This is a genomic window from Spirosoma arcticum (assembly GCF_054779955.1).
Genome location: NZ_BAAGXG010000017.1, coordinates 21,970 through 46,602, shown reverse-complemented (window position 1 = coordinate 46,602; position 24,633 = coordinate 21,970). Strand labels below are relative to the sequence as shown.

Genomic DNA, 24,633 nt, shown 5'->3' with positions numbered 1-24,633 from the left:
CCGGGCCGTACCACAGCTAAGTCACCTGTCGTCACTCCATTCGTTGACCCGGATGAATTGGCGTTCTCCAGTATAATAGAGCGTGTTAAGCGGTTGGTGGGTTGGCTGAATCGGCAATAAAAAACTCCCGTTTTATGCCTAACTTTTTCATCCGTGCTTCCAGCGTAGTGGCTTTCACGTTCAGGATCTCAGCGGCTCCGCCTGCCCCGCGGATGCGGCCATTGCAGTACCGGAGCGTATTGATGAGCAGTTCCCGTTCGCCGTCGGCGTAGGATTTAATCTGGAAGGCAGGGCTGGTCGGCACGGATGGTATATCCTCCGGCTTTTTAAGTAATGCCAAACTCCTGATCGTACCGCCCACTGACTCAATGGCACCTCGCTCGATGACGTGTTCCAGCTCCCGAATGTTACCCGGCCAATGATAGGATTGCATTTCTTTGATAGCTCCGTTGGACAGACCATTGATGGGCTTACCCAATTTTTTGGTCAGCTTCTGACTGAAGTGAATCGCCAGCAGGGGAATATCTTCCCGGCGCTCGCGCAGGGGTGGCAACTTAATGGGGTACACGTTGAGCCGGAAGTAAAGGTCCGAACGGAACCGACCGTCGGCCACTTCCTTTTCCAGATTCCGGTTGGTGGCCGCCAGCACCCGCACGTCAACCTGAATCACCTTATTGGAGCCTAACCGTTCGATCTCCCTTTCCTGAATAGCCCGCAGGAGCTTGGCTTGCAGTTCCAGGGGTAATTCGCCGATCTCATCGAGAAAAATGGTGCTTTCATGGGCTAACTCAAATTTGCCAATTCTACGTTCAATGGCACCGGTGAACGCGCCCCGCTCGTGACCAAACAGCTCAGACTCGATGAGTTGAGCGGGCAGGGCTGCGCAGTTGACCTTGATCATGGGTTTGGCCTTGCGGGGCGAAGACTGGTGAATGGCCCGGGCTACGAGTTCTTTACCCGTGCCGGTTTCACCCAAAATCAGCACGGTCGAAGTCATGGGCCCTACTAAGCTAACTTTCTGAAAAACATCACTTATGGCCTGACTGGTACCAACGATAGCCTCGAACGAGTAATTTGTTCGGACTTCTTCCTGCAGGTAGGTATTTTCCTGTTGCAGTTGTTTGGAAAGAGCCTCCACCTCCTCGTAAGCCAGCAGCCGGTCGAGCGTCAGGGCGATGGATTGCCGGAGTTTACTCAGCAGATCCAGGTGAAAGTCCAGGTAGGCATCGGTTTGGCGGCAGTAAAATGAAAGCAGCAGGCAACCGTTCTGCGTCATCGGTATGGGTATCACCAAGTGGGATTGAAGCCGGAAAGTCTGGGAAATGATCCGTTTTAGCTCATCCTGTCGGCAGAAATGCTCAAATTCGGTCCCGTTTAGCCGTAATGAGCGCGAGACGTCTATCGGCTGACTCAGTTTGTGGTAACGCTCGGGACTGAGGCCGCACAACCTGACCAACTCGGCTGGATGCAGGGTCTCGTACTCATCGTAGCCGGTTTGGTAAAACGTATAGCTGTGGCGGCTTTGACCCTCCGTTACCAGACCCAAGGTGACGTAGTCAAACGGGACGTATGGCTGAATGGCCCGGGCCAACGCCAGCATTTTTTGTTCCCAGTTATACCCGTCGGTCAACGCCTTGATTACACCCAGTTCCAGGGCCTTCTCGTGCTCCCGCTTGAGGGTTTCCTCATTAGCCACGATGTTAGCCAACGCTACCGAAATTTGATCCGCAATGGCGTTGTATAAGGGTATGTGTTTAGCGGTATAAAAGTCTGCCTGTTTGGCATTAAAGCACAGCAAGCCTATTTTCCGGCCTGCGCAATAAAGGGGGCCGCCAATCATCTGTTTAAGCCCACTGGCCACGATGATGTCGTTAGCGATCCGCTCTTTTGAGCCTTCGGCAAACAGCAGGCCTTGAGTCGGCCGGGAATAAATAGCTGCGGTTTCGGCGTACCCCCACAAATCAGGATGGTGCCCTTTGTAGGCGTATGGCCCCAACAGATTGGCCTTCTCTAACTCGATTTGTGTTTCGTCCGGCAGTACCTCCGTATCGAGTAGTCCCCAATAGTTTTCTCCAGCCTGATCGAAGACATACAACCCGGCATTGTCATAAGGAAACACGGGCTTGATGTGCTCGTATATGATTCGAAGCAGTTGTTTGGTGTTCTGCACCTGTGCAATCGCCTGACTAATCTCCAATAAGTGACTCTTTTCCCGTTCCCGCTCCACAATTTCCTCATTGGCCATGATATTGGCCATCGCGATGGCCATCATTTCCGCGATTTGAGAAAATAAATGGAGCGAGGTGGCGGCTGGCTTATTTTGCTCTTTAAAATCAAGCATAAACAAGCCCAAACTTTTGCCCCCCACGTTTAATGGCGAACTGAGATAATACACCAGTCCCGCTTCGATATCTGATTTTATTAGCCCAGCATGGACGGTTAAGGGTATAATGTCTTCCAGCCTGCCCACGGCCGGGGACTCCTTCATGGCATATTCTACGAAAGAGCCAGGAAAGGGCAGTCTTGGATCATTCTTTTTGTAAATCTGCTTGTAGATAACGCCCTTCCTGTCAGGGGCTTCGGGTGAGTTCAGTATTTCCGCTGAGTACAGATTATAGTAATCCGTAAAGTATTCTTTCTCTTTATCCACTACGCAGAAACAGGCATCATCATGGTGAAAGAGGGGCCACAGCAACTCGTTGATACTTTTTAAGAGGTCTGCCTTGTGATTGATCTTAGCAATGGAATTACTGATGTTTAGTAATAGCGTCTTTTCCCGCTCCCGCTCCAGAATCTCCTCTTTAGCCAGGATATTGGCCACGGCCACTGCCACTTGGTCGGCTATCGAATTAATCAGATGATGTTGAGACTCCCGAATCTGGTCTTTATGGGTAAAGTGAAAATGAACAAACCCAATGTTTTGCCCGGCCCAATTCAGTTTAATGTGCCACGTATTTGTTAGTCCTGTTTCGGCCATCAAGAGCAGCACCGGAATCCGGCCATACAAGTTTATTAACTCCTCAAGCGGAAAGATATAGTGTTTAGGTTTTGTAAGCGGGTACTCAATGGGTGAGCCTACGATGGGAACATCGGTATCGACCACCTGGGCATAATGAGGATTGTTGATTCGTTCCGCAGGAGAAACCGTGAGGATATGATTACAGGTAGTGCCGTTATTGGTATAAATCCCAACCACTGCATCGTTGAATCCAACCAACGGTTTAACTTTCGACATCATTACCCGCCAGAGGTCATTTCGGTCCCGGATCGTGGCCATATCTTCACTCAGAGAGAGCAAAACCGACTTCTCCTGCTCGCGTTCCAGAATCTCCTCATTCGCCAGAATATTGGAGACCGCCACCGCTACCTGATCGGCCACAGCCTGAAAAATATGCTGGTTTGTTCTTGAAAAATGGCCGACCTGCTTCGTGTTTATATTAAATAAACCCAGCAATTTCCCTCCTGTCCGAAGTGTAGTAACTAACGCTTCTTTTTGCGAGTCGGCCATTTCAATTAACAGGAAGTCCCGGCTATAGGGCCACTGCTCGGCTAATTCAGCGGTGAGGTTATATACCAAAGGATGCCCCGCCGTTATCACGTCATGAACTGCCTGTTCAATCAAGGAACCGGCATAAGGGAATCGGTGCTTAACCAATTGCTTAGCCGCAATATCAAGCGGCAGTGTATCGGTGAATTGTGTCGCCCAGTCATTGAAATGCTGCCCATCTTTTTCCAGAATACTTAAACCAACATCGTCGAAGCCGAATAACGGGCGTACCTGCTCAAAGATCAGCTTAAGTAGTCTGTGTTTGTCATTAATAGTGGCAATGGCAGTGCTGATACTGAGCAAAACCGACTTCTCTTGCTCGCGTTGCAGAATCTCCTCGTTAGCCAGAATGTTGGCCACCGCTACGGCCACCTGATCGGCCAGTGCTTGGAAAATCTCAAACTGTTGAGGCTTAAATTGGCTTTTCTGTAAACTATTAAGCCAGAACGTACCTAACACATTACCGCCTGACTTTAAGGACGTAACAATGGCCTCTTTGTAGCCTAACTCTCTACCAACGCTAAAAAATGGATAATCAAATTCTTCGTATCGCAACTGGTAATCTTCGATAATCGGACCTCTTGCTGCATCAATTAGGTCCATAACGTAGGCAACGTAGGATTCCGAATGGGGAATCCGATGGTAACCAGCCGCGCGTAGCTGCCGGTTACCATCGGATTCATCCCAACCTGACAGATTGACGGCTAAGTCGAAATGAAACTGACCGTCGGCTTCCACAATCAAGATGCCTGTGTCGTAAAACGGAATCAACTGCTGGGCCTTCTGCCGGATAACAGTCAATAGCTCTACCGCGTTACGAGCCGAAGCGATGGCTTCACTAATGGAGAGTAAAACTGACTTCTCCCGCTCCCGCTCCAGAATCTCCTCGTTGGCCAGAATGTTGGCTACTGCGACAGCCACCTGATCGGCTACTGCCTGAAATAATGGAAACTGTTTCTCATTAAAGAGGCCCTTTTCCAGTGAATTGAGCCAAAATGTGCCAATAACTTTCCCCCCCGATTTAAGTTCAGCAATGATTCCCTCTTTGTAGCCCAGTTTTTTTAGAACGGGAAAGAACACGTAGTCAAATTGCTGATAGCTTTTTTCATAATCGTCAATAATTGGCCCGTGCGCTTCGTCAATTAACTCCATCACGTGGGCGATGTAGGAACCCGGATGGTGGATACGGTGCAGACCAGCTTCATATAATTGTCTATTGGCTTCGGTTGGGTCCCATCCCTGAATCGTTACAGCCAAATCATAGTGGTATTGACCGCCTTCTTCTACGATAATAATTCCCGTATCGTAGAAGGGAATCAGTTGCTGAACCTTTTCCCGAATGACTGCCAGTAACTCTTCGGCATTCCGCGTTGACGAAATGGCCCCACTGATAGAAAGCAGTAGCGTCTTCTCCCGTTCGCGCTCCAGAATTTCTTCGTTGGCCAGAATATTGGCCACTATGGGTGTTAGTTGATTGGAAATGGCCCTAAAAAGTGGTAACTGACTTTCAGAATAATAATCCGCTTGCTTAGACAAAAAACAAAGCAAGCCGATGGTCTCTCCTCCTTGTAGCAACGGCCCGGCAATAAGATGCTTGAAGCCCATCTGGCGCATTTGCTCTTCTTGCGGATGGCCAGGGTACTGAGCCGTAATGTCATCAAATGAATAAAGAGCCGCTGTGGGTGCGGCCATCATAGCGGCTATCGGCGTGTTGGCATGGGGGATGTACCCCGTTATCCCGGCGCGAGTAAAGTTCTCACTTGGATCAGTAGCTTCGTAATCGATTACCCAGTCGCGGTGGTACTGGCCTGTGGTGTCCAACGTAAACAAACCCGCATCGTCGAAAGGAAACAGGAGTTGAACCCGCTCATAGACCAGCCGGAGAAACTGCCGAGGTGTCCGGGCCATCGTGATGGCTTCGCTGATGGCTAATAGTTTGGTTTTCTCCTGCTTGCGTTCCAGAATTTCCTCGTTGGCCAGAATGTTATGGACAGCCGCAGCAATCAGATCGGCGATGGGTTTAAACAACCTCACATGCTGTTCTGTATAAGTGCCTTCCTGCTCGGCATCAAAAAACAGTACTCCTAACTTCCGCCCTCCGTTCACCAGTGGAGTATACAGCATCTCCCGCAGGCCCACTTCCCACATCACCGGCCCGAAGGGATGCTCGGGGTAGTGTTCCTTGAAGTGGGCTACAGTCATGATGCCCGTATGGGTCAACGTGTACTCTCCAAACCGATCCATCGGTAGCCACTGATCGTAGCCCAACTGTTGAAGCATGGCTGAGGCTTGAGTTTGCTGATAATCATCCACGCTGGTCCAGTCCTGCCAATACTGCCCGGTTGAATCCAATACCAGTATACCGGTATCGTCTACCGGGATGATAGGTTTGATCTGCTCAAAGATGGTGGCCAAGAGTTCTTTCCGGTCACGGATGGTAGCAATGGCCCGGCTGACGGCCAGCAACAGAGACGTTTCGTCGGGTGCCAAAAGCGTTGGCTGTTCGAGTGCCTGAGTTATCTTTAGTAAAACGTCCCTCTCCCGCTCGCGCTGGAGAATCTCCTCATTGGCTACAATATTAGCCACGGCTAAAGCCAACTGGTCGGTAATGGCGTTGAAAAACGGAGTATCGGCTTCGGTGTAGGCATTCTCCTGGGAAGAGTTGAACGCGATAAAGCCGATCTTCTGGTCGTTACAGACCAGGGGTCCCCCAATCATTTGCCGTAACCCCTGGTCTAATGCAATGGAGTAGATGGCCCGTTCCGGCGAATCAGTGGAATACAGATTAGACTGGTCAGCCAATGAGCAAATCACCGGGGATTGGGCGTAGAACCATGAGGCTGGCGGGTGTCCGTGGTAATCAAAAGGCCCGGATAGATTGGCTTGCGTTAACTGGTTTTGTACTAAATCAGGTAACACGTCCTTATCGAGGATCTCCGTAAAAAAACGCCCCGTTTTATCGAGTACAAACAGCCCCGCATTATCGTAGGGAAAAACGGTTTTGATTGTTTGGTAGATCACGTTAAGCAATTGCTTACGATCGCGAACCGTAGTGATTGCCTTACTGACTTCCAGTAGTGTTTGTAATTGCTGCGTGTCCATGTCAATCCTGCCTACAAGGTTGAATCCAATTTGGTTTAGGCTTCTCTAAGCGAAAACAGGCATATTCTTCTGTGATCCCTCCATTATATTGGATTACATATAAGACTTTTGCACAATATATTGGAGTAATTAGGTATCCACACACTGCGTAGTATTTGGAGTATCACCGTCATTTATGCTTTAAAAAGTTCATCAGGCAAATTGACCGCATCGTTTGTACATCTTCTGACAGCATGAATAGAACAATACGACGGTAAACAGAAAACGGCACTCACTTGCCCAGCTGGTCGCCGGTGCCGTCGTTAATAGCGTTTCGCTGACGGCACGCGACCTGATACAGTTTGTCTACCTCCGCTTGGTTCAGGAAGTTTTGGATAATCAGGTAACTGTCCCGGTTATACTGCCGGACTTGTTCGGTGGTTAACAGCTGATTGATCGTGACGATTTCTGTTAGAATTTTACTTTGTGTTTGCATTCATTAGGGCATCCGTAACGTCAAAGAGTTCCCCGTCATAGTACTCGTTCAACGTTACCGTAAATCCGGTAGTTTGCAGTGCTTCTCCGGTGAGCGTCGCCATCAATTTTCCATTCATAGCTTTTATTTGATATGTTCGTTTTGGCTCAAGGTAGTTGACCGTTATCTGGCGCGTTTTTTCGACCGCCCCCTGTCGGAAAACGCCGATGAGACCGCCTTGCTTCGTTTCGGTATTGATCCGCTGAAAGCCGTCCCACCCGCCTTCCATCGGCTCGCCAAATCCGGCCAGATCCTGACGGTAGCTCATGATTTGATGCTTATTTTCCATCAGTTGCAGCCAATCGGCGTAGGCCCGGTATTTCTTCAGGTCGGGTGCCGATAACTTCCGGGGATCGCCCAGCATGATGGGCAAGGCCCCGGCCAGCGATTTGATGTGTAGCTCCCAGCCGGCGTCCTGCATTTCGGGATTACCAATCACCAGGGCAGTGGCGGGCATGGCTGGCGAACGCCACCAGGCCATGTTCCTGACGCGTAGATCTACTTTGGCATCAGGGCCGTTGAAGTTGGACAGCCAGTTACCTTCAGCGTGTTTCAGCATAGCGTAATCAATCAACTGCAAGCCGCCCATCGTCTCGAACGTGCAGTCAATGAACAGGTTAGGTGTTCTGGCGTGGAGTTCATCAAAAAGTGCCCACATTGGTTCGTAATTGGTGAACAGCGATTCGTGATGATCCCGGTGGCCCGCGTGCCCCAGTGCATAGCAACCCGACTCAGCCGGAGGGAAGCGGTACGGACTGGTCACGACCGAGAAATCGAGTTTCAGATATTCCAGTCCGTAGTCGCTTATCAAACGGTTGAGCACCTTGTTGATATGGCCATACCAACCGGTACCGAAACAGGCCGTGTACTTATCGGCCTCATCAATAACCAGCGAAGTGGGCTTACCCCTTGCGTCTTCGACAAACCAGTCCGGGTGATCGTGGTAGACCTTACTGTCGGGGGCCGCCGTGCCGATGCTAACCCACAGACCGGGCTTCATGCCCAGTGATTTAATATGGTCAAATACGGGCTTTAGACCATTGGGAAACTTGGTTTTGTCAATGCCCCAGTCGCCGTATTTATCTTGCCAGCCGTCGTCGATCACAAACTCTTTCATACCCGCTTTTGCTGCCGCCGTGGCCAGTTCACGAATAAGTTTTTCGTTAATATTCTTCTTGAACGGGTTCCAGGTATTGTAGACAAAGGTGGGTTTTTCGGTCAGCACCGACAGGCGGATGCCCATGTGTTTCCGCACAAAATCAGGTACGACCGTATTCAGTACTTCATCGGGGTCTTTGTGGTTGTTGTAAACAATGGTGAAGACCTGTGGTGTCGTAAACGACTCCCCCTGGTTCAGGTATTTCCGAAACGGGAAGCGGGCATCTTTGTGGGTTAGGCCACTCAAAATGGCAGGCTCATCCCAAAATATGGCGGTGTGCTTGACTACCCCGGCGGCCTCGTTTCCAATCACAATCCCCTGTTGCCAGTCGCTGTTGTGGACGGTCAGCAACGCATCCTGCATGTTCCCGTCATACGGACCGATGGATCGCCTTCGACCGTAATCATGACAAATCCAGCTAAATGTAGTGGCGTAATAATCAGTTGCAGTAAACTTCTCTACATCAACCGATTCCAGCTGGACCTGCTCTTTAGCCAGATTCTTGATTACCAAGTTTTTGCGGATAACGGGCAGGTCTGGATACAGCAGAAACCGGATAGTCACTTCAGCAACTCCGTCTCTGCTTCGTAGAATGACGGCCGCGCCGTCGCCTTCTTTCGTATCCGTAATTTTCTGAACTGAAATTAGCCGCCAGTCGCCCGAGCCAGTGTACGATTTACCGTTAAGCTCAAACTGAAAGTCAGCATTCGTTTTACTGAAGTACTTGTGTTCCCCGTCAACCGGCTTGTAGAGCGTGGTTAGAAAGCTAGCTTCCGAAGCAGGCAGTTTAAGAGTACGCTGAACGACTCCGTTGTTCAGCGTAAGCTCCGAGCTGGTCCATTTAGCGAAGGGTGCCTCCAGACGCGTCGATGCCTGATTAGCTGCCACAATTCCTGATAGAGAGAGACTTTCCAGTAGGATTACAAGTATGAGTTTTTTCATCATGGTGGGCTGGCTACCGACGCTATTCAGGCTATCAGGATCGTCTTTCTTTTTGTACTTTACATTTACGAAGTTCAGTTATCCCAAGAATCTATAAATGAAGTATGTTAGCCTAAACATGGATTATCCTGCTCTACAGGAAATTACCTGATACCTGAACTGACCCCCTTTTTCAGGACGAGACAAGGCTTATACTGAGCGAGTTAATAAACCGCTTAGGCAACGGCAGCCTCAACTGACCCGTGAAACATTGTCGTTTGCCAAACGTGATGACAGCCAATTTGCCCGCACTCTCAACTTCATCAATCAATACAACAGAACTGAATCAGCGTGATATTTACCACTACCCGATGAACTATTCTAAGCAGTTTTTGATTAATCACTCAAAAACGAACAAACCTCAATGGCCCGTCTGCTGAAATTCGACACCGAACCGCTCTTGGATAAAGCCATGCACCTCTTCTGGCGGCAGGGCTACGAGACTACGTCGGTGCAGGATTTAGGTAAAGAACTGGACCTCCATCCCGGCAGTGTGTACAACACCTTCGGCGATAAACACACGCTATTTCTGGCCGCGCTGGATCGCTACGCTGTCACCGCAGGGTGCTTTATACCGAATCTATTGCGTCAGCCTGGTTCCTATCGTGGAGCCATTGAGAACGTCTTTCAGACATCTGTTACGTTACTGGGAACCGAGGAAGGTCGGCGGGGCTGTTTGATGACCAACACGGCGATGGAACGTGCCGACCATGATGTTGACGTGAGCCGAAAAGTGGCCGCTTATCAGCATAATTTGGAAGAAGCCTTGACAGAAACATTGAATGGCGCACAAGCTCACGGCGAGATAAAATCACGTTCTCCGAAAGAGATACAGACGTTGGCCCGTTTTCTAAACGGCTGTATGCGGGGGATGCAGGTTGTGGCTCATTCAAGTCCAGACGCACGGCTTCGCTTGCAAGCCATCGCACAGATAGCGGTTCAAACAATAGACTGACCTGGTATTTTTTTTATCAGTTTTTGAGCAAACGATCAAAAATTCACTTAATCGATTCGGCAAATGCAACTTTCAAACAACACCATTTTGATTACCGGCGGAGGGTCGGGAATTGGCTACGAAACCGCCAAACTGTTTGCTGAACGGGGCAATCAGGTTATCATTTGCGGTCGGAACGCCATCACGATCAACGAGGCCGCCAACACCCTGAAAAATGTGATCGCCATCCCCTGTGATATTAACAAGGAGGAGGATGTAAACCGCTTGGTGGAGCGACTCAACACTGAACACCCGGACTTGAATATATTATTCAATAATGCAGGCTTAGCCCACCTTTATTTTTTGGGCGAAGGGGTTGATGCCCACCAAAAGGCAACCGAGGAAATGAGCACTAATTTTCTGTCGGCGGTTCGGTTGACGGAACAATTACTGCCCTTACTGCAATCGCAGCCGCAAGCCGCTGTGATTAATAACACATCCGTAGTGGCCTTTGCACCGGGCGGTATTGCCCCAACGTATAGTGCGTCTAAAGCCGCTTTACACTCGTATTCTCAGACGTTGCGACTGGCCTTGAGCCAGGGGACCAGCATCAAGGTATTTGAGGTCATGCCCCCATTGGTCGATACGAATTTTTCAAAAGACGTACCCGGTGACGACCGAATGTTGCCATCGGAGGTGGCCGGGGACATCATGAAAGGACTCTCCAACGACGTGTACGAGATGCACGTCGGTTTTACGGAAACGCTCTACAACCTGTATCTGCAATCACCCCAAAAAGCGTTCCTCGCCATCAACGGGACCAATGCTTAAACCCCTTCAACACTTTTTCTCATGACTCACTCCCCCACTCGCCCCCTTGAAATTCTGCGCATCGACAGCAGCCCGCGGTATGCCGATTCCGTGTCCCGGCACCTGACCGACCACTTGGTGGCGCGCCTGCTGCGGGAATATCCCGAGGCTAACGTCACGACCCGCGATTTAGCGGTAGGCCTGCCGCTCCCAACGGAGGCAGTCATTGATGGGATTTTGTACTCCATGCAAAACCCAACCCCGGCCATGCAAGCCGCTATTCAGCTTTCCAACGAAATGGTGGCCGAACTGCTCACCGCCGACGTGATGGTGCTCGGCCTGCCGCTCTACAACTGGGCCGTTCCCTCCACGTTCAAGGCGTACGTCGACCATATCAGCCGTCCTGGCGTGACCTTTGACTACGTCGACGGCGTTTCGCACGGCTTACTCCGCGCCCACAGCGTGTACATCGTCTTTACCAGCGGGGGCAGAGCCATGGGCAGCGACAAGGATTTCGCCACGCCGTATGCTCGGTTTCTGTGGCAAACGCTGGGTATTCAACACGTAGAGTTCATTGATGCTGCCGGGCTCCTGTTCAACGCTGAAGAAAAGACTCGCAAAGCCGAGGAGCAGATCGATCAGCTCGTGTTACCCGTATTTGCTTGATTTCTCCGGCTACTCTCCTGCCTGTCTTACTGATTTCCATGAAAGTAATCAACATTGCTTACTGAGTCAGCAGGGGGCTGCTGGTTCTGATGATGGCCGGTTCGACGTAGGCCTATTTCACATCGCCCGACATGGTGACGGCCTTCCAGCACCTAGCCAGGTTTTCCGAGCTACTTCCGCCAGCAGCTCGGCGTGTCCAAAATCCTGGAATATTGATTTATAATACGAAAAAACAGGTAACCACTTAGTCCATTACAACGGACATAAGTGGTTACCATTTCGTTTGTCACTTGGACTTTAGTAACCTCGATGAAGTGATTTATCGCTTCACCAACGGCGACGGTTTGGGCCGGACTGACGCTTTCGCTATCCGTCAGGCGTGCGAAGGCGTACAGATTTTAAAGCCAACGCCAAAAAGTACGGATCGACAATGGGTGGACGTGACAGATAAAGTCGACTGGTTGCTCAGAACGACGGTCCAATACAGACTATTACTGCTGCCGGGGGCGGGTGAACGGCCCCCACGGAGCCGCCCGGCTGCTGGGTCTACCGCCCTTGACCCTCGAATCGAAACTGAAGAAATCAGGCATTTCTAAAAAATACCAGACGGCTGAATGACCTGGATCATGCAGTTACAACTGTCAGGAAACCAAATCTTTTCACGGTAGCTGAACCAAAGGTGTATGTTTTTGATTAACCACTCAACAACGCATAAACACCAATGGCCCGCCCGCTAAAATTTGATACCGAACCGCTTTTAGACAAAGCCATGCACTTGTTCTGGCGGCAGGGCTACGAGGCTACGTCGGTGCAGGAGTTGGGCCGCGAACTGGACCTGCACCCCGGTAGCATCTACAACACCTTCGGCGACAAGCACAGCCTGTTTCTGGCGGCTTTGGATCGCTACGCCCTAACGGGAGGGCAATACCTGACTAGCCTGCTGCAAAAGCCCGGTTCGCCCCGGCAGGCCATCGAAGACACCTTGTTTCTTGTGGCCCGCGTGCTGGCAACCGGCGAAGGGCGGCAGGGTTGCCTGATGACCAACTCCGCCGTTGAACTCGGCGAAACTGACTCCGATGTTGCCCGCAAAGTGACAGACTTCCAGACCCGCTTTGAAACCGACATTGCCAGTGTGTTGCAGCGGGCGCAGAACATGGGTGAAATGCGCCCCCGCTCCGTTGCCGACACGCTGGCCGTGGCCCGCTTCCTGAATGGCTGTATGCGGGGTATGCAGGTGTTGGCCAAAGCTGATCCCAACCCGCATCGGCTGAATGACATTGCCAGAATCGCCGTGCAGGCACTCGACTAATTTTTTGCCCTGTTTTTGAGTAATCGTTCAATAATTATATCCCCTATTTTTATGAATCCATTAGCAGGTAAAGTGGCGGTTGTGACCGGCGCGTCAAAGGGAATTGGCAAAGCCATTGCATTGGAATTAGCTCATCAGGGAGTAGCCGTTGTGGTCAACTACCACAACGATGAAACATCCGCTCAGGCTGTAGTCCGCGAGATTTCTGACAAAGGCGGTCAGGCTGTATCCTTTCGTGCGGACGTGGGCAGCGTACTCGAAGCACAGGCACTCATTGAGCAAGCTACACGTCATTTTGGCCGCATTGATGTACTAGTCAACAATGCAGGAGTCTATGAACTTCTTCCAATAGAAACAATTACCGAAGCGCATCTTGAAAAACACTTCGAAACCAACGTAAAGGGCTTACTTTTTGCTACACAGGCTGCCGTTCGCGCTTTTGATGCTACGGGCGGTTCCATCATTAACGTTTCGACGGCAGGAACCCTCAATCCGCCCCCCGGCAGTGTCGCCTACGTTGCCAGTAAAGGAGCTGTGGATGCCATCACGAGGGTGCTGAGCCAGGAACTTGGTGCCAAAAGGATTCGCGTCAATACCATTGCACCGGGAGCTACCCAAACGGAAGGCTTAGCCGCTATGGACCTGCCAGCCGCTATGAATGAGCTGTTTGTGAATCGCACACCCATGGGTCGAGTGGGCCAGCCGGAAGACATTGCCAGGGCCGTCGCCTTTTTAGCTTCGGATGCTTCGGCCTGGGTGACCGGTCAATACATCGCTGTTGATGGTGGCTTCCGCTTTTAAAGCTGCGGGGTTCAATCCTCGCTTAGTTCGTCTGTAGTTTTTAAGTAATCGTTCAATAATAAACCACGTTCCCCATGAAACAAATACAATTTCACCAGTATGGTGAGCCGGAGGTACTCTATCTGGAAGATGTCCCCGTTCCTCAGCCAGGGCCGGGTGAGGTATTGATTCGGGTGGAAGCGGCAGGCCTCAATTTTGCCGATACGATGCAACGACGCAACGCCTATCCACAACCTACGCCGTTACCTGGCCTACCGGGCGGAGAAATTGCCGGTATTATTAAGCAGGTGGGTACCGGCGTTACTTCCGTTGCACCGGAAACAAAGTCGTAGCCGTATTGCCAAACGGAGGTGGATACGCGGAATATGCGGTAGCCCCGGCCGTGATGGTCTTTCCACTACCGCCAGGCGTATCGGGTCAGCAAGCGTTGACGTTGCAGGTGCAGGGGCTGACAGCCTACCTCTTGCTGAAAGAAGCTGCCCGCCTGCAACCGGGTGAGACCATTTTAATTCATGCAGCCGCTGGCGGTGTCGGTACTCTCTTGGTGCAACTGGCTAAACTGCAGGGAGCCGGAACCGTAATTGCGACAGCCAGCACCGACGAGAAACTGGCCCTGGCTCATTCATTAGGAGCCGATGCAACGATCAATTATTCTCACGCTGACTGGCCTCAGCAGGTGAAGCTGGCAAGTGGTAACACGGGTGTCGCTATTATTCTCGATGCAGTTGGGGGCGACGTTTTTCAGCGCAGTTTAGAGTGTCTGGCTCCATTTGGTCGTCTGATTAACTACGGCAATTCCAGCGGAAACCCCAGTTCGGTCAATGTCTGGCAGCTTACGGTTCCCAATCAATCGGTCAGTGGTTTCTACTTGGGCGGTTATTTTAGACAACCCAGGCTCATCGAAGAGGCCTATGGATTTTTATTCAGCCACGCGGCTGGCGGTCAACTCAACGTACACATCGGGCAAACATTACCCCTATGCGAAGCCGCCCAAGCGCACCGCCTATTGGAGTCTCGCCAGACAACCGGCAAAGTTGTATTGATTCCTTGAAACAAGTTTAATCTCACAATGACCATGAAAATTGTTCTAACCGGCGCGGCCGGCAACATCAGTAAACCTTTAGCGCAGCAACTGCTGGCTGAGGGCCACTCGGTAACGGTCATTGGCCGCAACGCCGAAAACCTCAGGCCGCTTGTGGAGAAGGGTGCAACAGCCGCCATCGGCAGCATCGAAGATGAAGCCTTCCTGACGGAAGCGTTCCGGGGAGCCGATGCGGTCTATACGATGATTCCGGTTCCGTATCATGCCTCGGATTGGATAGCGTATGGCAAAGAGGTCGGGGCCAACTATGCCTCGGCACTGCGGGCCAACGAGGTAAAAAGAGTGGTGAACCTCAGTACCTACGGTGCCCACCGGCTGGATGGCATTGGCCCCACCAGCTCCATCGGACAGGTTGAAGTAGCGCTGAATACGCTGACTGATACAACCGTCATTCACCTGCGGCCCGGCTTCTTCTACGGTAATCTGGTGCGGCAAATCCCGACCATCACCGGCGCGGACATTATGGGCGGCAATTACGGTTCCTCCGAACGAACCCTGCTGCTGGTCCACACGGACGACATCGCCGAAGTAGCCGCTGAAGCCCTTAACAATGACCAATTTGACAGTAGCGACCCGTATTACGTGGTGAGCGATGTGCGGTCGTATGCCGAGGTGGCTTCGGCCATTGGCAAGGCTATCGGCAAGGAAGATTTACCCTGGATTCCGTTTTCGGACGACGAGTTTCGCGCTGGGGCCAGACAGGGCGGTCTGCCGGAGACCTTAATCGACATCTTCACGGAAGTCGGGCAGGGATTGGCGAACGGTACGCTGGCGGAACACTACGAGTCATTGGCCGTGAAACCACCGCTCGGCAAAACCAAGCTGGAAGACTACACCAAGGAGTTTGCGGGGGTCTATGAACAAAGCAAAGTAGCCGCCTAACACCATGAACAACATCGAAACCATCGAACGGATGTACGCGCTGTTTTCGGCTGGCAATCTCGATACGGTTCGCCCCATTTTTGACGAAGCAGTACGTTAGAACCAGATGAAAGGCTTCCCTGGTGGCGGTCAGCACGTGGGAATAGACGCCATTTTTGAGCAGGCATTTAGCTATCTCAGGGCAAACTGGACCGGCTGGAAGGCCATCACTACCCGCCTGATTGACACTGGCGATGGCGTTTTCGTGATTGGTTACTACGAAGGCACCTACACGGCCACTGGCAATTTTATGAAGGCCGACTTTGCGTCTGAATACAAAGTAGCGAACGGCAAAATCACTGAGTTCACCCGCACCGGCGGCCCGGCAGTACACCGACACTTTTTCGATCGCTCAGGCGATGGGGTTGACAACCGATTTTAATTCTGAAAAACAATGAACATTTCTATTTTAGGTACCGGCAACTGGGGCACAGCTCTCGGCAAGGTCTTTAATGCCGCCGGTCATTCCGTATTTTACGGCTCGCGCACACACGACCAAAAACAGGAATGGGCCGCCGGCATTGGTCCCTCGGTGCAGGTAGGTACTTACCAGCAGGCCGCCCAATTTGGTGATGTAGTTTTGGTCGCAACGCCCTGGCCCGACAATGGCACGGTCGATGCGCTACAGGCCATCGGCCCGCTGCCGGGCAAGATTCTGGTGGACGTAACCAACGCGTTACAGGCCGACTATTCACCTCTGCACTTCGAGCAGGCCAATTCGGGTGCCGAGGAAGTAGCCCGGTTGCGCCCAGAAGCGCGGGTCGTGAAAGCCTTTAACTCCGTGTCCGGCTACACGCTTGGCAATCAACAGCTTCGGTTTGGCGATGCAACCGTCACGGGTTTTTACTGTGGCGACGACGAAGCCGCTAAACTGGTTGTGGGCAGACTGGTGCAGGAAGTTGGGTTAGCCGCATTAGACGCTGGCCCGCTCCGAAATGCCCGCCATTTAGAGAGTTTAGGGCAATTGCTTATCGCACTCGCCTTCGGTCAGGGGTTAGGCGTGGATTCGGGATTCGCCTTTCTGCATCGTAAAGCAGTCTAACTGGCCAATTAGAGAGCGAGTGGTTCAGTCATTCCCTATTTTTTAGCAGTTTTTGAGCAATTAGTCAAATACAATTTAAAACTAATTCATTATGAACCGCTTACAGGGTAAAATCGCCGTTATCACGGGTGGAAATAGTGGCATCGGTTTAGCCACAGCTAAAATCTTTGCCGAAGAAGGAGCCACCGTCGTCATCACGGGCCGCGACAAAACCACACTCGATGCAGCGGCTGCTGAAATTGGCACCGGCACCTTGGCTGTGAAGAGCGACGTGAGCAGTATGACCGACCTTGACCAGTTGTTTGCGTTGGTAAAGACGCAGTTCGGTGGATTAGATATTTTGTTTGCCAATGCTGGTATCCTGGCATTCGGTTCATTACAGGAAAGTACCGAATCGCTCTTTGACGATTTATTTAACGTTAATGTGAAGGGGGTGTTTTTTGCCATTCAAAAAGCCGAACCACTGTTGCGCGACGGTGGGGCCATCATCATTAATGCGTCCACTGTTGCCCATGTTGGTACGCCAAACATCGCGCTTTACGCAGGTACAAAAGCGGCCGTGCGCCAGTTTGCCCGTAACCTGAGCATGGAGTTGGCGGGCCGACGCATCCGCGTGAACGTGGTGAGTCCGGGCGTTACGCGCACGGCTGGTTTTGCCCATGCGGGCTTCAGCGACGAGCAGGTAGAAGGTTTGTACAACCACTTTCAGGGCGAAGTACCATTACGCCGGGCGGCCGATGCCGCCGAGATCGCCAAAGCGGTGCTGTTTCTGGCTTCGGATGATAGCAGCTACGTGATCGGGGAAGAGATTTTGGTGGATGGCGGTTATAGCACCATCGGTACGCCGGGGGTGCAACGATAATTGATTGGTAATGTCTCGTTTTTTAACAACGGCGGAAATTGGGAATGAACCCCCAACTCCGTCGTTTTGATTCACTGATAAATTCTAAAATCCCAAATTCACATCTAACCATGGATGTGCGACTCACCATTCTCGCGTAAGCGGGTGAAAAAACTCAGGGCGAACAATCTGACCTCCTGTTGTTGGCCAAATACTGGTTTGCTTCCGATGGGCTGATCCGGGCCAACTCACTGTAAAATGGTCTAATTTAGTTTTGCCCTGGTTGAAGACGAACAACCCACAGTCGTAAAAACCGAAACAGGGTTTGATCTGCTCCAAAATGACCCGCACCAGGTCAGCCTACTGTCGAATCGTGGCCATGATAGTACTCATGGAAAGCAGGATTTGCAACTCCTCAAGTCTCAAAATAGGAAAGTTAGGTGCTCAATAATAACTGTAAAATCAGGGATATATGATCGCCCTTAATAACCTCTAAAATTTTGGATAAATCCGTTCCAGCGTACTCCATTTTTTGGAGGGTGATACTTAGAAAAAAGAGAGAGCGAAATACAGTGTACTGTTATTCAGCAGTTTATATGATTCCTAAAGTACAGTCAAGTACATACACTTGCTGATGGCATAGATGTTGGAAAGCAGATATCGTAAACTGACAGCGTAGTACTGCACACACTATCGATCAGGCTGATTCAAGGTCAGTAGGCTATCGAATAGCTGTCATCCTCAATCGCCAGATAACAGTCTGGTTTAGTGGGCAACGAATCGCTTTGGGCTGCACGCGCTTTTTGTATTTCATGACTTTATCGAAATTCACTCATTATGATCGTCTTCCTTAAATCGTTCGTTTTCGTCTTCTTTTCTCGCTTTCACTCATAGCAGCAACGCCCAAAACGTATGCACTCGCGTATAGAGCCTGGCAAGGAAAGTTTGTCTGGGCCGAGGTTAAATCAAAACTTGAAGCCGCCGGTAATTTTTTCCGCTCCCGTTGGCGCATCGCCGTACCGGCTCTGTCGCTAACCGTTACCCTTGTCTCATTTACAACCCAATCACCCGAAAAAATGAAGTCAACTTTCGTGCTCGTTCACGGCGCATTCGCCAGTCAGAATTCTTGGCAATTTATCAAACCAATACTCGAAAAAGAAGGCCACACGGTCGTTATGCTTGACCTGCCCGGCCACGGCGACGACACCACCCCGCCGGGACAAGCTACGTTCGATAGCTACGTGGAAGCCGTTGGTAAAGTGGTGCAGGCGCAGCCAGGCAAGGTCGTATTGCTGGGCCACAGCATGGGCGGCATGGTAATTTCGGCGGTGGCCGAGCAAATCCCCGACAAACTCGATAAGCTGGTGTATCTGTGCGCGTATCTGCCCAAGGACGGCGAGGACCTCCAGACGCTCGGTAACACCGATGGCGGAAGCCTGATTGGCCGCAACCTCAAACTGGCCACTGATTATTCGAGTGCATCGTTGCCCGACGATGTGGCTACGCAGGTGTTCGCCAGTGACTGTTCGGACGATATCAAGAAGTTAGTTGTTAGTAAAAACCGGCCTGAGCCACTGGCTCCGTTTCAGGCGAAGGTTAGTCTGAGTGCGGAAAAGTTTGGCCGGGTGCCCAAGTACTACATCGAAACGCTGAACGACCAGGGCGTGGGCACATCCCTGCAAAAGAAGATGATTGCCGATAATGGCACCATCAAAAAGGTTTATACCATCGCCACCGGCCACACGCCCTATTGGGCCAAACCCGACGAACTGGCCGCCATCCTGAACAAGCTGTAAGACAATGTGTGGTTTCCGCATCGACACGAACAGATGAGCCGGTTGCCAACCAGTTACGCAGGCGTAGTTTCTTTGTAGAGTCTGGACCGACGTATAGGGGTAAGGGCGAACTGTAACTGGCATGGCTGAACCGGTTTTTCCGCTGGATCAGCCATGCCAGGCGGTAATCTCTAACCCATCCAAAAGCGAATAATCAATTAACAACCAATTACCGATTTTCTCACCTACAGATCAACAGCAGACATGAGTACCAAAGCCATCAACCCTGTCAACAGCCAAAAACCCAAGCGCATTGCCATTGTGTTGGGCAATCCCTCAATCGCTACCACCATCCACGCGCCGGTTGGGTTCTGGTGGTCGGAACTAACGCACCCCTATTACGCCTTTACCGATGTAGGCTATGAGATCGAACTTTTCTCCCCTAAAGGCGGCAAACTCGAAGGCGACCAATACAGCGATCCGCGCGATCCCAGCGGCTACTCAGAACACGACCTGATCTCGATGGGCTTCATCAATACACCAAAGCTGGTAGCCCGGCTCGACAACACCCGAAAGGTATCGGAGATTAGCCTGAATGACTTCGATGCTATCATGGTTGCCGGCGGCCAGTCGCCGATGTTTACGTTTCAGGACGAACCGGAACTGCACCAGAAATTTGCCGAGTTTTATGAAGCGGGCAAAATTGCAGCCGCCCTCTGTCATGGCACGTCGATACTGCGTTATGTGAAACTTTCCAGCGGAGAGTATCTGGTAAAGGGCAAGACTGTAACGGGCTTCGCTAACGTCGAAGAAGACTTCTCAGATGCCTACATCGGCCAGCAACTCATGCCCTGGCGGATTGAAGACGAATTAAAGAAACTGGGTGCCAACTACGTTCAGGTCGGACTTTGGCGCGAGTTTGCTATCCGCGAGGGTAACCTAATAACGGGTCAGCAAAACTACTCTGGGGCCGTCACGGCCCGGGTCATCATTGAGGCTCTGGGGTTATAAATGGCGAATAGCACAGTTGACAAGGTTGCCTGCTGGGCTATCAGCAAGTACGACTGGGGCTGTCGTTACAGCCGATGCTACAAGTGGGCATCGGGCGTTCGCAGCAACCAAAATAGTTACTGCGAACGCCTGTCGAACAGCGTCGATGGGGGAGTCTTTGTCCGCCACCTGTTCTAAGCTGGGTGAACCAGCCCTCGCTGGCTCACCGCCCTTCGCGCGTCATCCGAGGCTGCTCGTCCAGCTTTGTTCCGCCCTGACTGATTTTAGTCAATATGGCCACGTCCAATAACCGTTTCACTTTTCATTTTTATTCAATACGACCATGACCCGAATTTTGATTAATCTCAGTTGTCTCTGTTTCTTCACCTTTTTATCCTGTCAGGACCATGCGATGGAACCCTCAACCAAACCAACCTTCGTGCTCGTTCACGGCGCCTTTGCCGGGCAGTATGCCTGGTCACTCGTCAAGCCCCAACTCGAACAGGCGGGATACACGGTCGTCACGCTCGACCTGCCCGCTCACGGCGACGATACAACACCGGTCAGCGGAGCAACGCTCGATTCGTATGCGACTGCGGTGGTGCAGCGCATCGATGCCCAGCCCGGCAAAGTGGTGCTGGTGGGCCACAGCATGGGCGGCATGGTGATTTCGGGGGTGGCCGAGCAAATCCCCGACAAACTCGACAAGCTGGTGTATCTGTCGGCCTATCTACCCAAAAACGGCCAAAGTCTGCTCGATCTGTCGGGCCAAGACAGCCAGAGCCTGATTGGCCCCAATCTGAAATTAGCCGCCGACTTCACCACAGCCACTCTGCCCAACGATATCACCGTACAGACATTTGCCGCTGACTGTTCCGACGATATCAAAAAGTTAGTAGTGGACAAGAGCCGCCCCGAACCGCTGTCGGCGTTTCAGGACAAAATTACGCTGACGGATAGTAAGTTCGGTAAAGTGTCCAAGTACTACGTCCAGACGTTAAAAGACCAGGGTGTGGGAACACTATTGCAGCAGAAAATGATTGCCGACAACAGCTCCATCCTGAAAACGTACACCATTGACTCGAGTCACAGCCCCTACTTTGCCAAACCCGACGAATTGGTCAGTATCCTGAAGCAGCTTAATTAATCGCTGACGGGACGAATCAGGTCTGTTTGATACTATTTCCTACGCAAAGAAGTTGCTATGGCACCGCCCTCTATTTATGCAGCCTGACCGCAACATCTATACCGGCAATGCGCTCGTCGGGGCCACGCCTAACCCACTGATGCCCACCCCCGGTGCCGCCAACGAAACATTTGCACAGACGGCTAACGAACTGGCCCAATTAGGTGTCGAATTGCTCCGGCACCTGATTGGGGCGCATCAGTCCGCGATTGCCATTGTCACTGGGCAGGACTGGCGGTATGTGCGTAAATTCTTTTCGCTTTCCGAAAAATACCAGGCCTGGGCGGGTTACGATACACCCGCCACCGGCTACGGCTCGCATGGTTGGTTGCTAAGTCATAACCAGCCCGTGCGGTTTACGCAGGCTGAACTGGAGCAACATCAGGCGTGGAAAAACTTTGGCCTGGAAGCGGGCAAACACCCGCCCATGCGCGGCTGGATGGCGGCCCCCATCCGTGACCGGAAAGGTACTAACTGGGAACTGCTGCAACTCTCGGACCGCTACGAAGGCGATTTTAAGGCGGATGACGAAGTTCATTTTCTGCGGTATGCCAACACGCTGTCACTGGCTCTGGAACTGGCCTGGGAGGTGCGGAATCTGGCCCAGCAGAACTACCCGTCTTTACCGGGCAGTTCTGCTGGGCCAGATCGGTCTGCGTGTGGTCGGCCAGCGTATCCAAGCAGTCGGCTGGAATGCTGGTCAGGAGTTGGTTGACGGTTAGTTTATCCGTTTTCATGGCCTAAAAACGAGGAAGACAAAACAATAGCTGGCATATTCAACAGGCTGCCCGGCAGGTATGGTTCTTAAACCTGACACCACGTAGCCAATACATTATGAAGGATTAATTGGGAAAACCGGGAAAATAGTTGACTGCTTCGTTTAATCAGGTAACCAGCTCGACCTGTGTTTTCCAGTAATCGGGTTTAGTGGCTTTTGAAACGAATAATAACAATCCGGACGGAAGTAACTACCTGCCCCAATGCGACTTATAAGCCAGCTTTTAGGGATTGCACTGATGCTCTGGCTGGGTACCGGTGCTGAAGCACAGATACGGTTACCGCCGGTACCTGACCACCCGCGTTTGTTTGCCAATGCCGCCCGATTCGTCTCGTTAAAAAACCAGAACGATGCGGTTTCCAAACAACTCAAAAAGTATATTCAAAAAACAGCCGAAAGCATACTGACAGCCGAAAGGATCGTGTACCCAACCAAAGGGTTCAAATTCGGGCCGATGCGAACCGTGCAGGGGCGCATACTCACGCTGGCTATGAGCTACCGGCTAACGGGCGATCAACGCTTTCTGAGCCGCGCCCGCGACGAACTGCTGCAACTGGCGGCCCTGCCCGATTGGGCACCTAACCACTTTCTGGACGTTGGCGAAGGTGCCTTGGCGGCTGGTATCGGTCTTGACTGGCTCTATGCTGAGTTGACGCCTGATGAACGGAAACAAATCGCTCAGTCCATCGTCAAAAACGCCTTGTTGCCCTCCCTGGACGTGCCAGAGGGCAATGGGAGCTGGGTTGATGGTGATTTCAACTGGACACAGGTGTGCCACGGTGGCCTGACAGTTGGCGCGCTGGCTATAGCCGAACGTGAGCCGGACCTGGCGCAACAGATCATTAACCGGGCCATCAAAAACCTGCCTCATGCTGGCGCGGTGTATGCCCCCGACGGAGCCTATCCCGAAGGGCCAAGTTACTGGTCGTATGGCACTACGTTTCATGTATTGCTAATCGAAGCGTTACGGTCGGCATTGGGCAGCAGTTACGGTCTGGAACAGTTCCCTGGTTTCCTCAAAACGGCCGATTATAACCTGCACATGGTGGGTCCAGGCGGTCTGGATTTCAATTATTCTGACTACCACGCCGAAACGCAGAACGAACCCATTATGCTGTGGTTCGCCCGAGAAACCCGTCGCCCTGACCTCGCCCGGCAGGAAGTAGCCGATTTAAACACCCTATATCGGGCGGCTATCTCGAACACAAAAAGCAGCGTACATCCCAACCGCCATACACCCCTCGACCTGCTGTGGTGGGAGCCGGTCTGGATTGACCGGGGCCTACCGTTACCATCAACCAGTACATCGTCTTTGCACTGGACCTCGCAGGGCGTATTGCCCATTGCCGTAATGCGGTCGGCCTGGAATGACCCACTCGCCACGTTCATAGCGATAAAGGGGGGTACTCCCAATCAGTCGCACGGGCACATGGACGTGGGTAGTTTCGTACTCGAAGCCGATGGTGTTCGCTGGGCGCTGGACCTGGGAACGGAAAGCTACGACAAGATGCGGGCGGCTAAACTCGACCTCTGGAGCTATGCCCAGAACAGTACCCGCTGGACCACCTTCCGCGTTGGTCCCGAGGGTCATAACATTCTCCGGTTTGATGGGGCCTATCAGGATATATCGGGCAAAGGGGAAGTGGCTACGTTGCCGACCCAACGGGGAAGTATGGGCAACTCAGTCGATTTGACGTCCCTTTATCGGAATCAGGTCGCTCGTGTACAACGGAACGTAACGCTTCATTCCGACTGCTCGGTTTACATCGAAGATCAATGGACCACCGGCCAAAGCCCGGTCGAAGCATCGTGGCAGTGGCTGACCAAAGCGGAGGTAAGCAGGACACCGACTGGTCTGCTACTCCGTCAGGATGGTAAAACGCTAACCTTAACAGTCGATTCGTCAGCCGGTACGACGATCGACATTGAGGATGTTTCAGCAGCGAAAAATGTGCAGGATTCCCCTAATCCGGGCTTGAGCCGCATTGTAATTCGACAGTCGACACCGGCGAAGACGACCGGAAGCCTTCGGGTTAAGGCAACGCCGGGGAGTGTGTTAGCAGGCCTACGGAAGTAACGCGCATTTTCCTGTCAACTTGGGGTTCTTTGGTTGAAAGTAGGGCCGCACCGGCGGCCCTACTTTCTCTTGCTTGCTTTAGCTTTAGGTATAACCGG

Annotated in this window: 21 protein-coding genes; 18 read left to right on the top strand and 3 right to left on the bottom strand. The window is 51.8% G+C overall.

Annotated elements, in window-relative coordinates:
* Window positions 1-85 precede the first annotated feature (85 nt).
* From ACYVHB_RS26985 to ACYVHB_RS26975, 3 genes are all read right to left on the bottom strand, one after another.
* Entirely contained in the window at window positions 86-6,649 is a 6,564-nt protein-coding gene (locus tag ACYVHB_RS26985) for a sigma 54-interacting transcriptional regulator (protein WP_461055000.1), read from the bottom strand.
* A gap of 271 nt (window positions 6,650-6,920) precedes the next feature.
* Entirely contained in the window at window positions 6,921-7,124 is a 204-nt protein-coding gene (locus ACYVHB_RS26980; protein ID WP_461054999.1) for a hypothetical protein, read from the bottom strand.
* Complete coding sequence (locus ACYVHB_RS26975; protein ID WP_461054998.1) at window positions 7,108-9,267, bottom strand: glycoside hydrolase family 36 protein; 2,160 nt, start codon at window positions 9,265-9,267, stop codon at window positions 7,108-7,110. The genes ACYVHB_RS26980 and ACYVHB_RS26975 overlap by 17 nt, the downstream gene beginning before the upstream one ends.
* Before the next feature lie 400 nt (window positions 9,268-9,667).
* Between ACYVHB_RS26975 and ACYVHB_RS26970 the strand changes: the two genes are divergently transcribed.
* From ACYVHB_RS26970 to ACYVHB_RS26885, 18 genes are all read left to right on the top strand, one after another.
* Window positions 9,668-10,258, top strand: a complete 591-nt coding sequence (locus ACYVHB_RS26970; RefSeq protein ID WP_461054997.1) for a TetR/AcrR family transcriptional regulator — start codon at window positions 9,668-9,670, stop codon at window positions 10,256-10,258.
* 63 nt (window positions 10,259-10,321) lie between these two features.
* Entirely contained in the window at window positions 10,322-11,068 is a 747-nt protein-coding gene (locus ACYVHB_RS26965; protein ID WP_461054996.1) for an SDR family oxidoreductase, read from the top strand.
* Window positions 11,069-11,089: 21 nt separating this feature from the next.
* Window positions 11,090-11,713, top strand: a complete 624-nt coding sequence (locus ACYVHB_RS26960) for an FMN-dependent NADH-azoreductase (protein ID WP_461054995.1) — start codon at window positions 11,090-11,092, stop codon at window positions 11,711-11,713.
* 290 nt (window positions 11,714-12,003) lie between these two features.
* Window positions 12,004-12,309 (top strand): hypothetical protein, encoded by a 306-nt coding sequence (locus ACYVHB_RS26955; protein ID WP_461054994.1) that lies wholly within the window; start codon window positions 12,004-12,006, stop codon window positions 12,307-12,309.
* Window positions 12,310-12,434: 125 nt separating this feature from the next.
* Window positions 12,435-13,022 carry a TetR/AcrR family transcriptional regulator gene (locus tag ACYVHB_RS26950; RefSeq protein ID WP_461054993.1) on the top strand — a complete coding sequence of 196 codons (588 nt, stop codon included), beginning with the start codon at window positions 12,435-12,437 and terminating at the stop codon, window positions 13,020-13,022.
* 51 nt (window positions 13,023-13,073) lie between these two features.
* Window positions 13,074-13,823 carry an SDR family NAD(P)-dependent oxidoreductase gene (locus ACYVHB_RS26945; protein ID WP_461054992.1) on the top strand — a complete coding sequence of 250 codons (750 nt, stop codon included), beginning with the start codon at window positions 13,074-13,076 and terminating at the stop codon, window positions 13,821-13,823.
* Between the two features lie 74 nt (window positions 13,824-13,897).
* Window positions 13,898-14,155, top strand: a complete 258-nt coding sequence (locus ACYVHB_RS26940; protein WP_461054991.1) for an alcohol dehydrogenase catalytic domain-containing protein — start codon at window positions 13,898-13,900, stop codon at window positions 14,153-14,155.
* 53 nt (window positions 14,156-14,208) lie between these two features.
* A complete protein-coding gene (locus ACYVHB_RS26935; protein WP_461054990.1) occupies window positions 14,209-14,874 on the top strand; it encodes a quinone oxidoreductase family protein in 666 nt (221 codons plus the stop codon).
* Between the two features lie 24 nt (window positions 14,875-14,898).
* Window positions 14,899-15,807: an NAD(P)H-binding protein gene (locus ACYVHB_RS26930; RefSeq protein ID WP_461054989.1), complete on the top strand. Its 909-nt coding sequence runs from the start codon at window positions 14,899-14,901 to the stop codon at window positions 15,805-15,807.
* A gap of 106 nt (window positions 15,808-15,913) precedes the next feature.
* Window positions 15,914-16,228, top strand: a complete 315-nt coding sequence (locus tag ACYVHB_RS26925; protein WP_461054988.1) for a nuclear transport factor 2 family protein — start codon at window positions 15,914-15,916, stop codon at window positions 16,226-16,228.
* 12 nt (window positions 16,229-16,240) lie between these two features.
* A complete protein-coding gene (locus tag ACYVHB_RS26920; RefSeq protein ID WP_461054987.1) occupies window positions 16,241-16,888 on the top strand; it encodes an NADPH-dependent F420 reductase in 648 nt (215 codons plus the stop codon).
* A gap of 91 nt (window positions 16,889-16,979) precedes the next feature.
* Window positions 16,980-17,750 carry a glucose 1-dehydrogenase gene (locus tag ACYVHB_RS26915; RefSeq protein WP_461054986.1) on the top strand — a complete coding sequence of 257 codons (771 nt, stop codon included), beginning with the start codon at window positions 16,980-16,982 and terminating at the stop codon, window positions 17,748-17,750.
* Between the two features lie 1,055 nt (window positions 17,751-18,805).
* Window positions 18,806-19,525 (top strand): alpha/beta hydrolase, encoded by a 720-nt coding sequence (locus tag ACYVHB_RS26910; RefSeq protein ID WP_461054985.1) that lies wholly within the window; start codon window positions 18,806-18,808, stop codon window positions 19,523-19,525.
* Between the two features lie 243 nt (window positions 19,526-19,768).
* Window positions 19,769-20,515, top strand: a complete 747-nt coding sequence (locus tag ACYVHB_RS26905; protein ID WP_461054984.1) for a type 1 glutamine amidotransferase domain-containing protein — start codon at window positions 19,769-19,771, stop codon at window positions 20,513-20,515.
* The gene (locus tag ACYVHB_RS26900; protein ID WP_461054983.1) at window positions 20,516-20,692 is read left to right on the top strand and encodes a hypothetical protein; all 177 of its coding nucleotides are present in this window, start codon (window positions 20,516-20,518) and stop codon (window positions 20,690-20,692) included. It begins immediately after the preceding gene.
* A 145-nt stretch (window positions 20,693-20,837) separates the two neighbouring features.
* Entirely contained in the window at window positions 20,838-21,641 is an 804-nt protein-coding gene (locus tag ACYVHB_RS26895; protein ID WP_461054982.1) for an alpha/beta fold hydrolase, read from the top strand.
* 76 nt (window positions 21,642-21,717) lie between these two features.
* Window positions 21,718-22,395 carry a GAF domain-containing protein gene (locus ACYVHB_RS26890; RefSeq protein ID WP_461054981.1) on the top strand — a complete coding sequence of 226 codons (678 nt, stop codon included), beginning with the start codon at window positions 21,718-21,720 and terminating at the stop codon, window positions 22,393-22,395.
* A gap of 265 nt (window positions 22,396-22,660) precedes the next feature.
* A complete protein-coding gene (locus tag ACYVHB_RS26885; protein ID WP_461054980.1) occupies window positions 22,661-24,535 on the top strand; it encodes a heparinase II/III domain-containing protein in 1,875 nt (624 codons plus the stop codon).
* Window positions 24,536-24,633: the final 98 nt, after the last annotated feature.

Bases quoted from the DNA above. Each gene is read 5' to 3' on its own strand.
- ACYVHB_RS26925 (WP_461054988.1), top strand. From the start codon at position 15,914: ATGAAAGGCTTCCCTGGTGGCGGTCAGCACGTGGGAATAGACGCCATT.
- ACYVHB_RS26905 (WP_461054984.1), top strand. From the start codon at position 19,769: ATGAGTACCAAAGCCATCAACCCTGTCAACAGCCAAAAACCCAAGCGC.
- ACYVHB_RS26985 (WP_461055000.1), bottom strand. From the start codon at position 6,649: ATGGACACGCAGCAATTACAAACACTACTGGAAGTCAGTAAGGCAATC.
- ACYVHB_RS26915 (WP_461054986.1), top strand. From the start codon at position 16,980: ATGAACCGCTTACAGGGTAAAATCGCCGTTATCACGGGTGGAAATAGT.
- ACYVHB_RS26940 (WP_461054991.1), top strand. From the start codon at position 13,898: ATGAAACAAATACAATTTCACCAGTATGGTGAGCCGGAGGTACTCTAT.
- ACYVHB_RS26935 (WP_461054990.1), top strand. From the start codon at position 14,209: ATGGTCTTTCCACTACCGCCAGGCGTATCGGGTCAGCAAGCGTTGACG.
- ACYVHB_RS26910 (WP_461054985.1), top strand. From the start codon at position 18,806: ATGAAGTCAACTTTCGTGCTCGTTCACGGCGCATTCGCCAGTCAGAAT.
- ACYVHB_RS26960 (WP_461054995.1), top strand. From the start codon at position 11,090: ATGACTCACTCCCCCACTCGCCCCCTTGAAATTCTGCGCATCGACAGC.
- ACYVHB_RS26950 (WP_461054993.1), top strand. From the start codon at position 12,435: ATGGCCCGCCCGCTAAAATTTGATACCGAACCGCTTTTAGACAAAGCC.
- ACYVHB_RS26980 (WP_461054999.1), bottom strand. From the start codon at position 7,124: ATGCAAACACAAAGTAAAATTCTAACAGAAATCGTCACGATCAATCAG.
- ACYVHB_RS26900 (WP_461054983.1), top strand. From the start codon at position 20,516: ATGGCGAATAGCACAGTTGACAAGGTTGCCTGCTGGGCTATCAGCAAG.
- ACYVHB_RS26885 (WP_461054980.1), top strand. From the start codon at position 22,661: ATGCGACTTATAAGCCAGCTTTTAGGGATTGCACTGATGCTCTGGCTG.
- ACYVHB_RS26890 (WP_461054981.1), top strand. From the start codon at position 21,718: ATGCAGCCTGACCGCAACATCTATACCGGCAATGCGCTCGTCGGGGCC.
- ACYVHB_RS26970 (WP_461054997.1), top strand. From the start codon at position 9,668: ATGGCCCGTCTGCTGAAATTCGACACCGAACCGCTCTTGGATAAAGCC.
- ACYVHB_RS26920 (WP_461054987.1), top strand. From the start codon at position 16,241: ATGAACATTTCTATTTTAGGTACCGGCAACTGGGGCACAGCTCTCGGC.
- ACYVHB_RS26945 (WP_461054992.1), top strand. From the start codon at position 13,074: ATGAATCCATTAGCAGGTAAAGTGGCGGTTGTGACCGGCGCGTCAAAG.
- ACYVHB_RS26965 (WP_461054996.1), top strand. From the start codon at position 10,322: ATGCAACTTTCAAACAACACCATTTTGATTACCGGCGGAGGGTCGGGA.
- ACYVHB_RS26975 (WP_461054998.1), bottom strand. From the start codon at position 9,267: ATGATGAAAAAACTCATACTTGTAATCCTACTGGAAAGTCTCTCTCTA.
- ACYVHB_RS26930 (WP_461054989.1), top strand. From the start codon at position 14,899: ATGAAAATTGTTCTAACCGGCGCGGCCGGCAACATCAGTAAACCTTTA.
- ACYVHB_RS26895 (WP_461054982.1), top strand. From the start codon at position 20,838: ATGACCCGAATTTTGATTAATCTCAGTTGTCTCTGTTTCTTCACCTTT.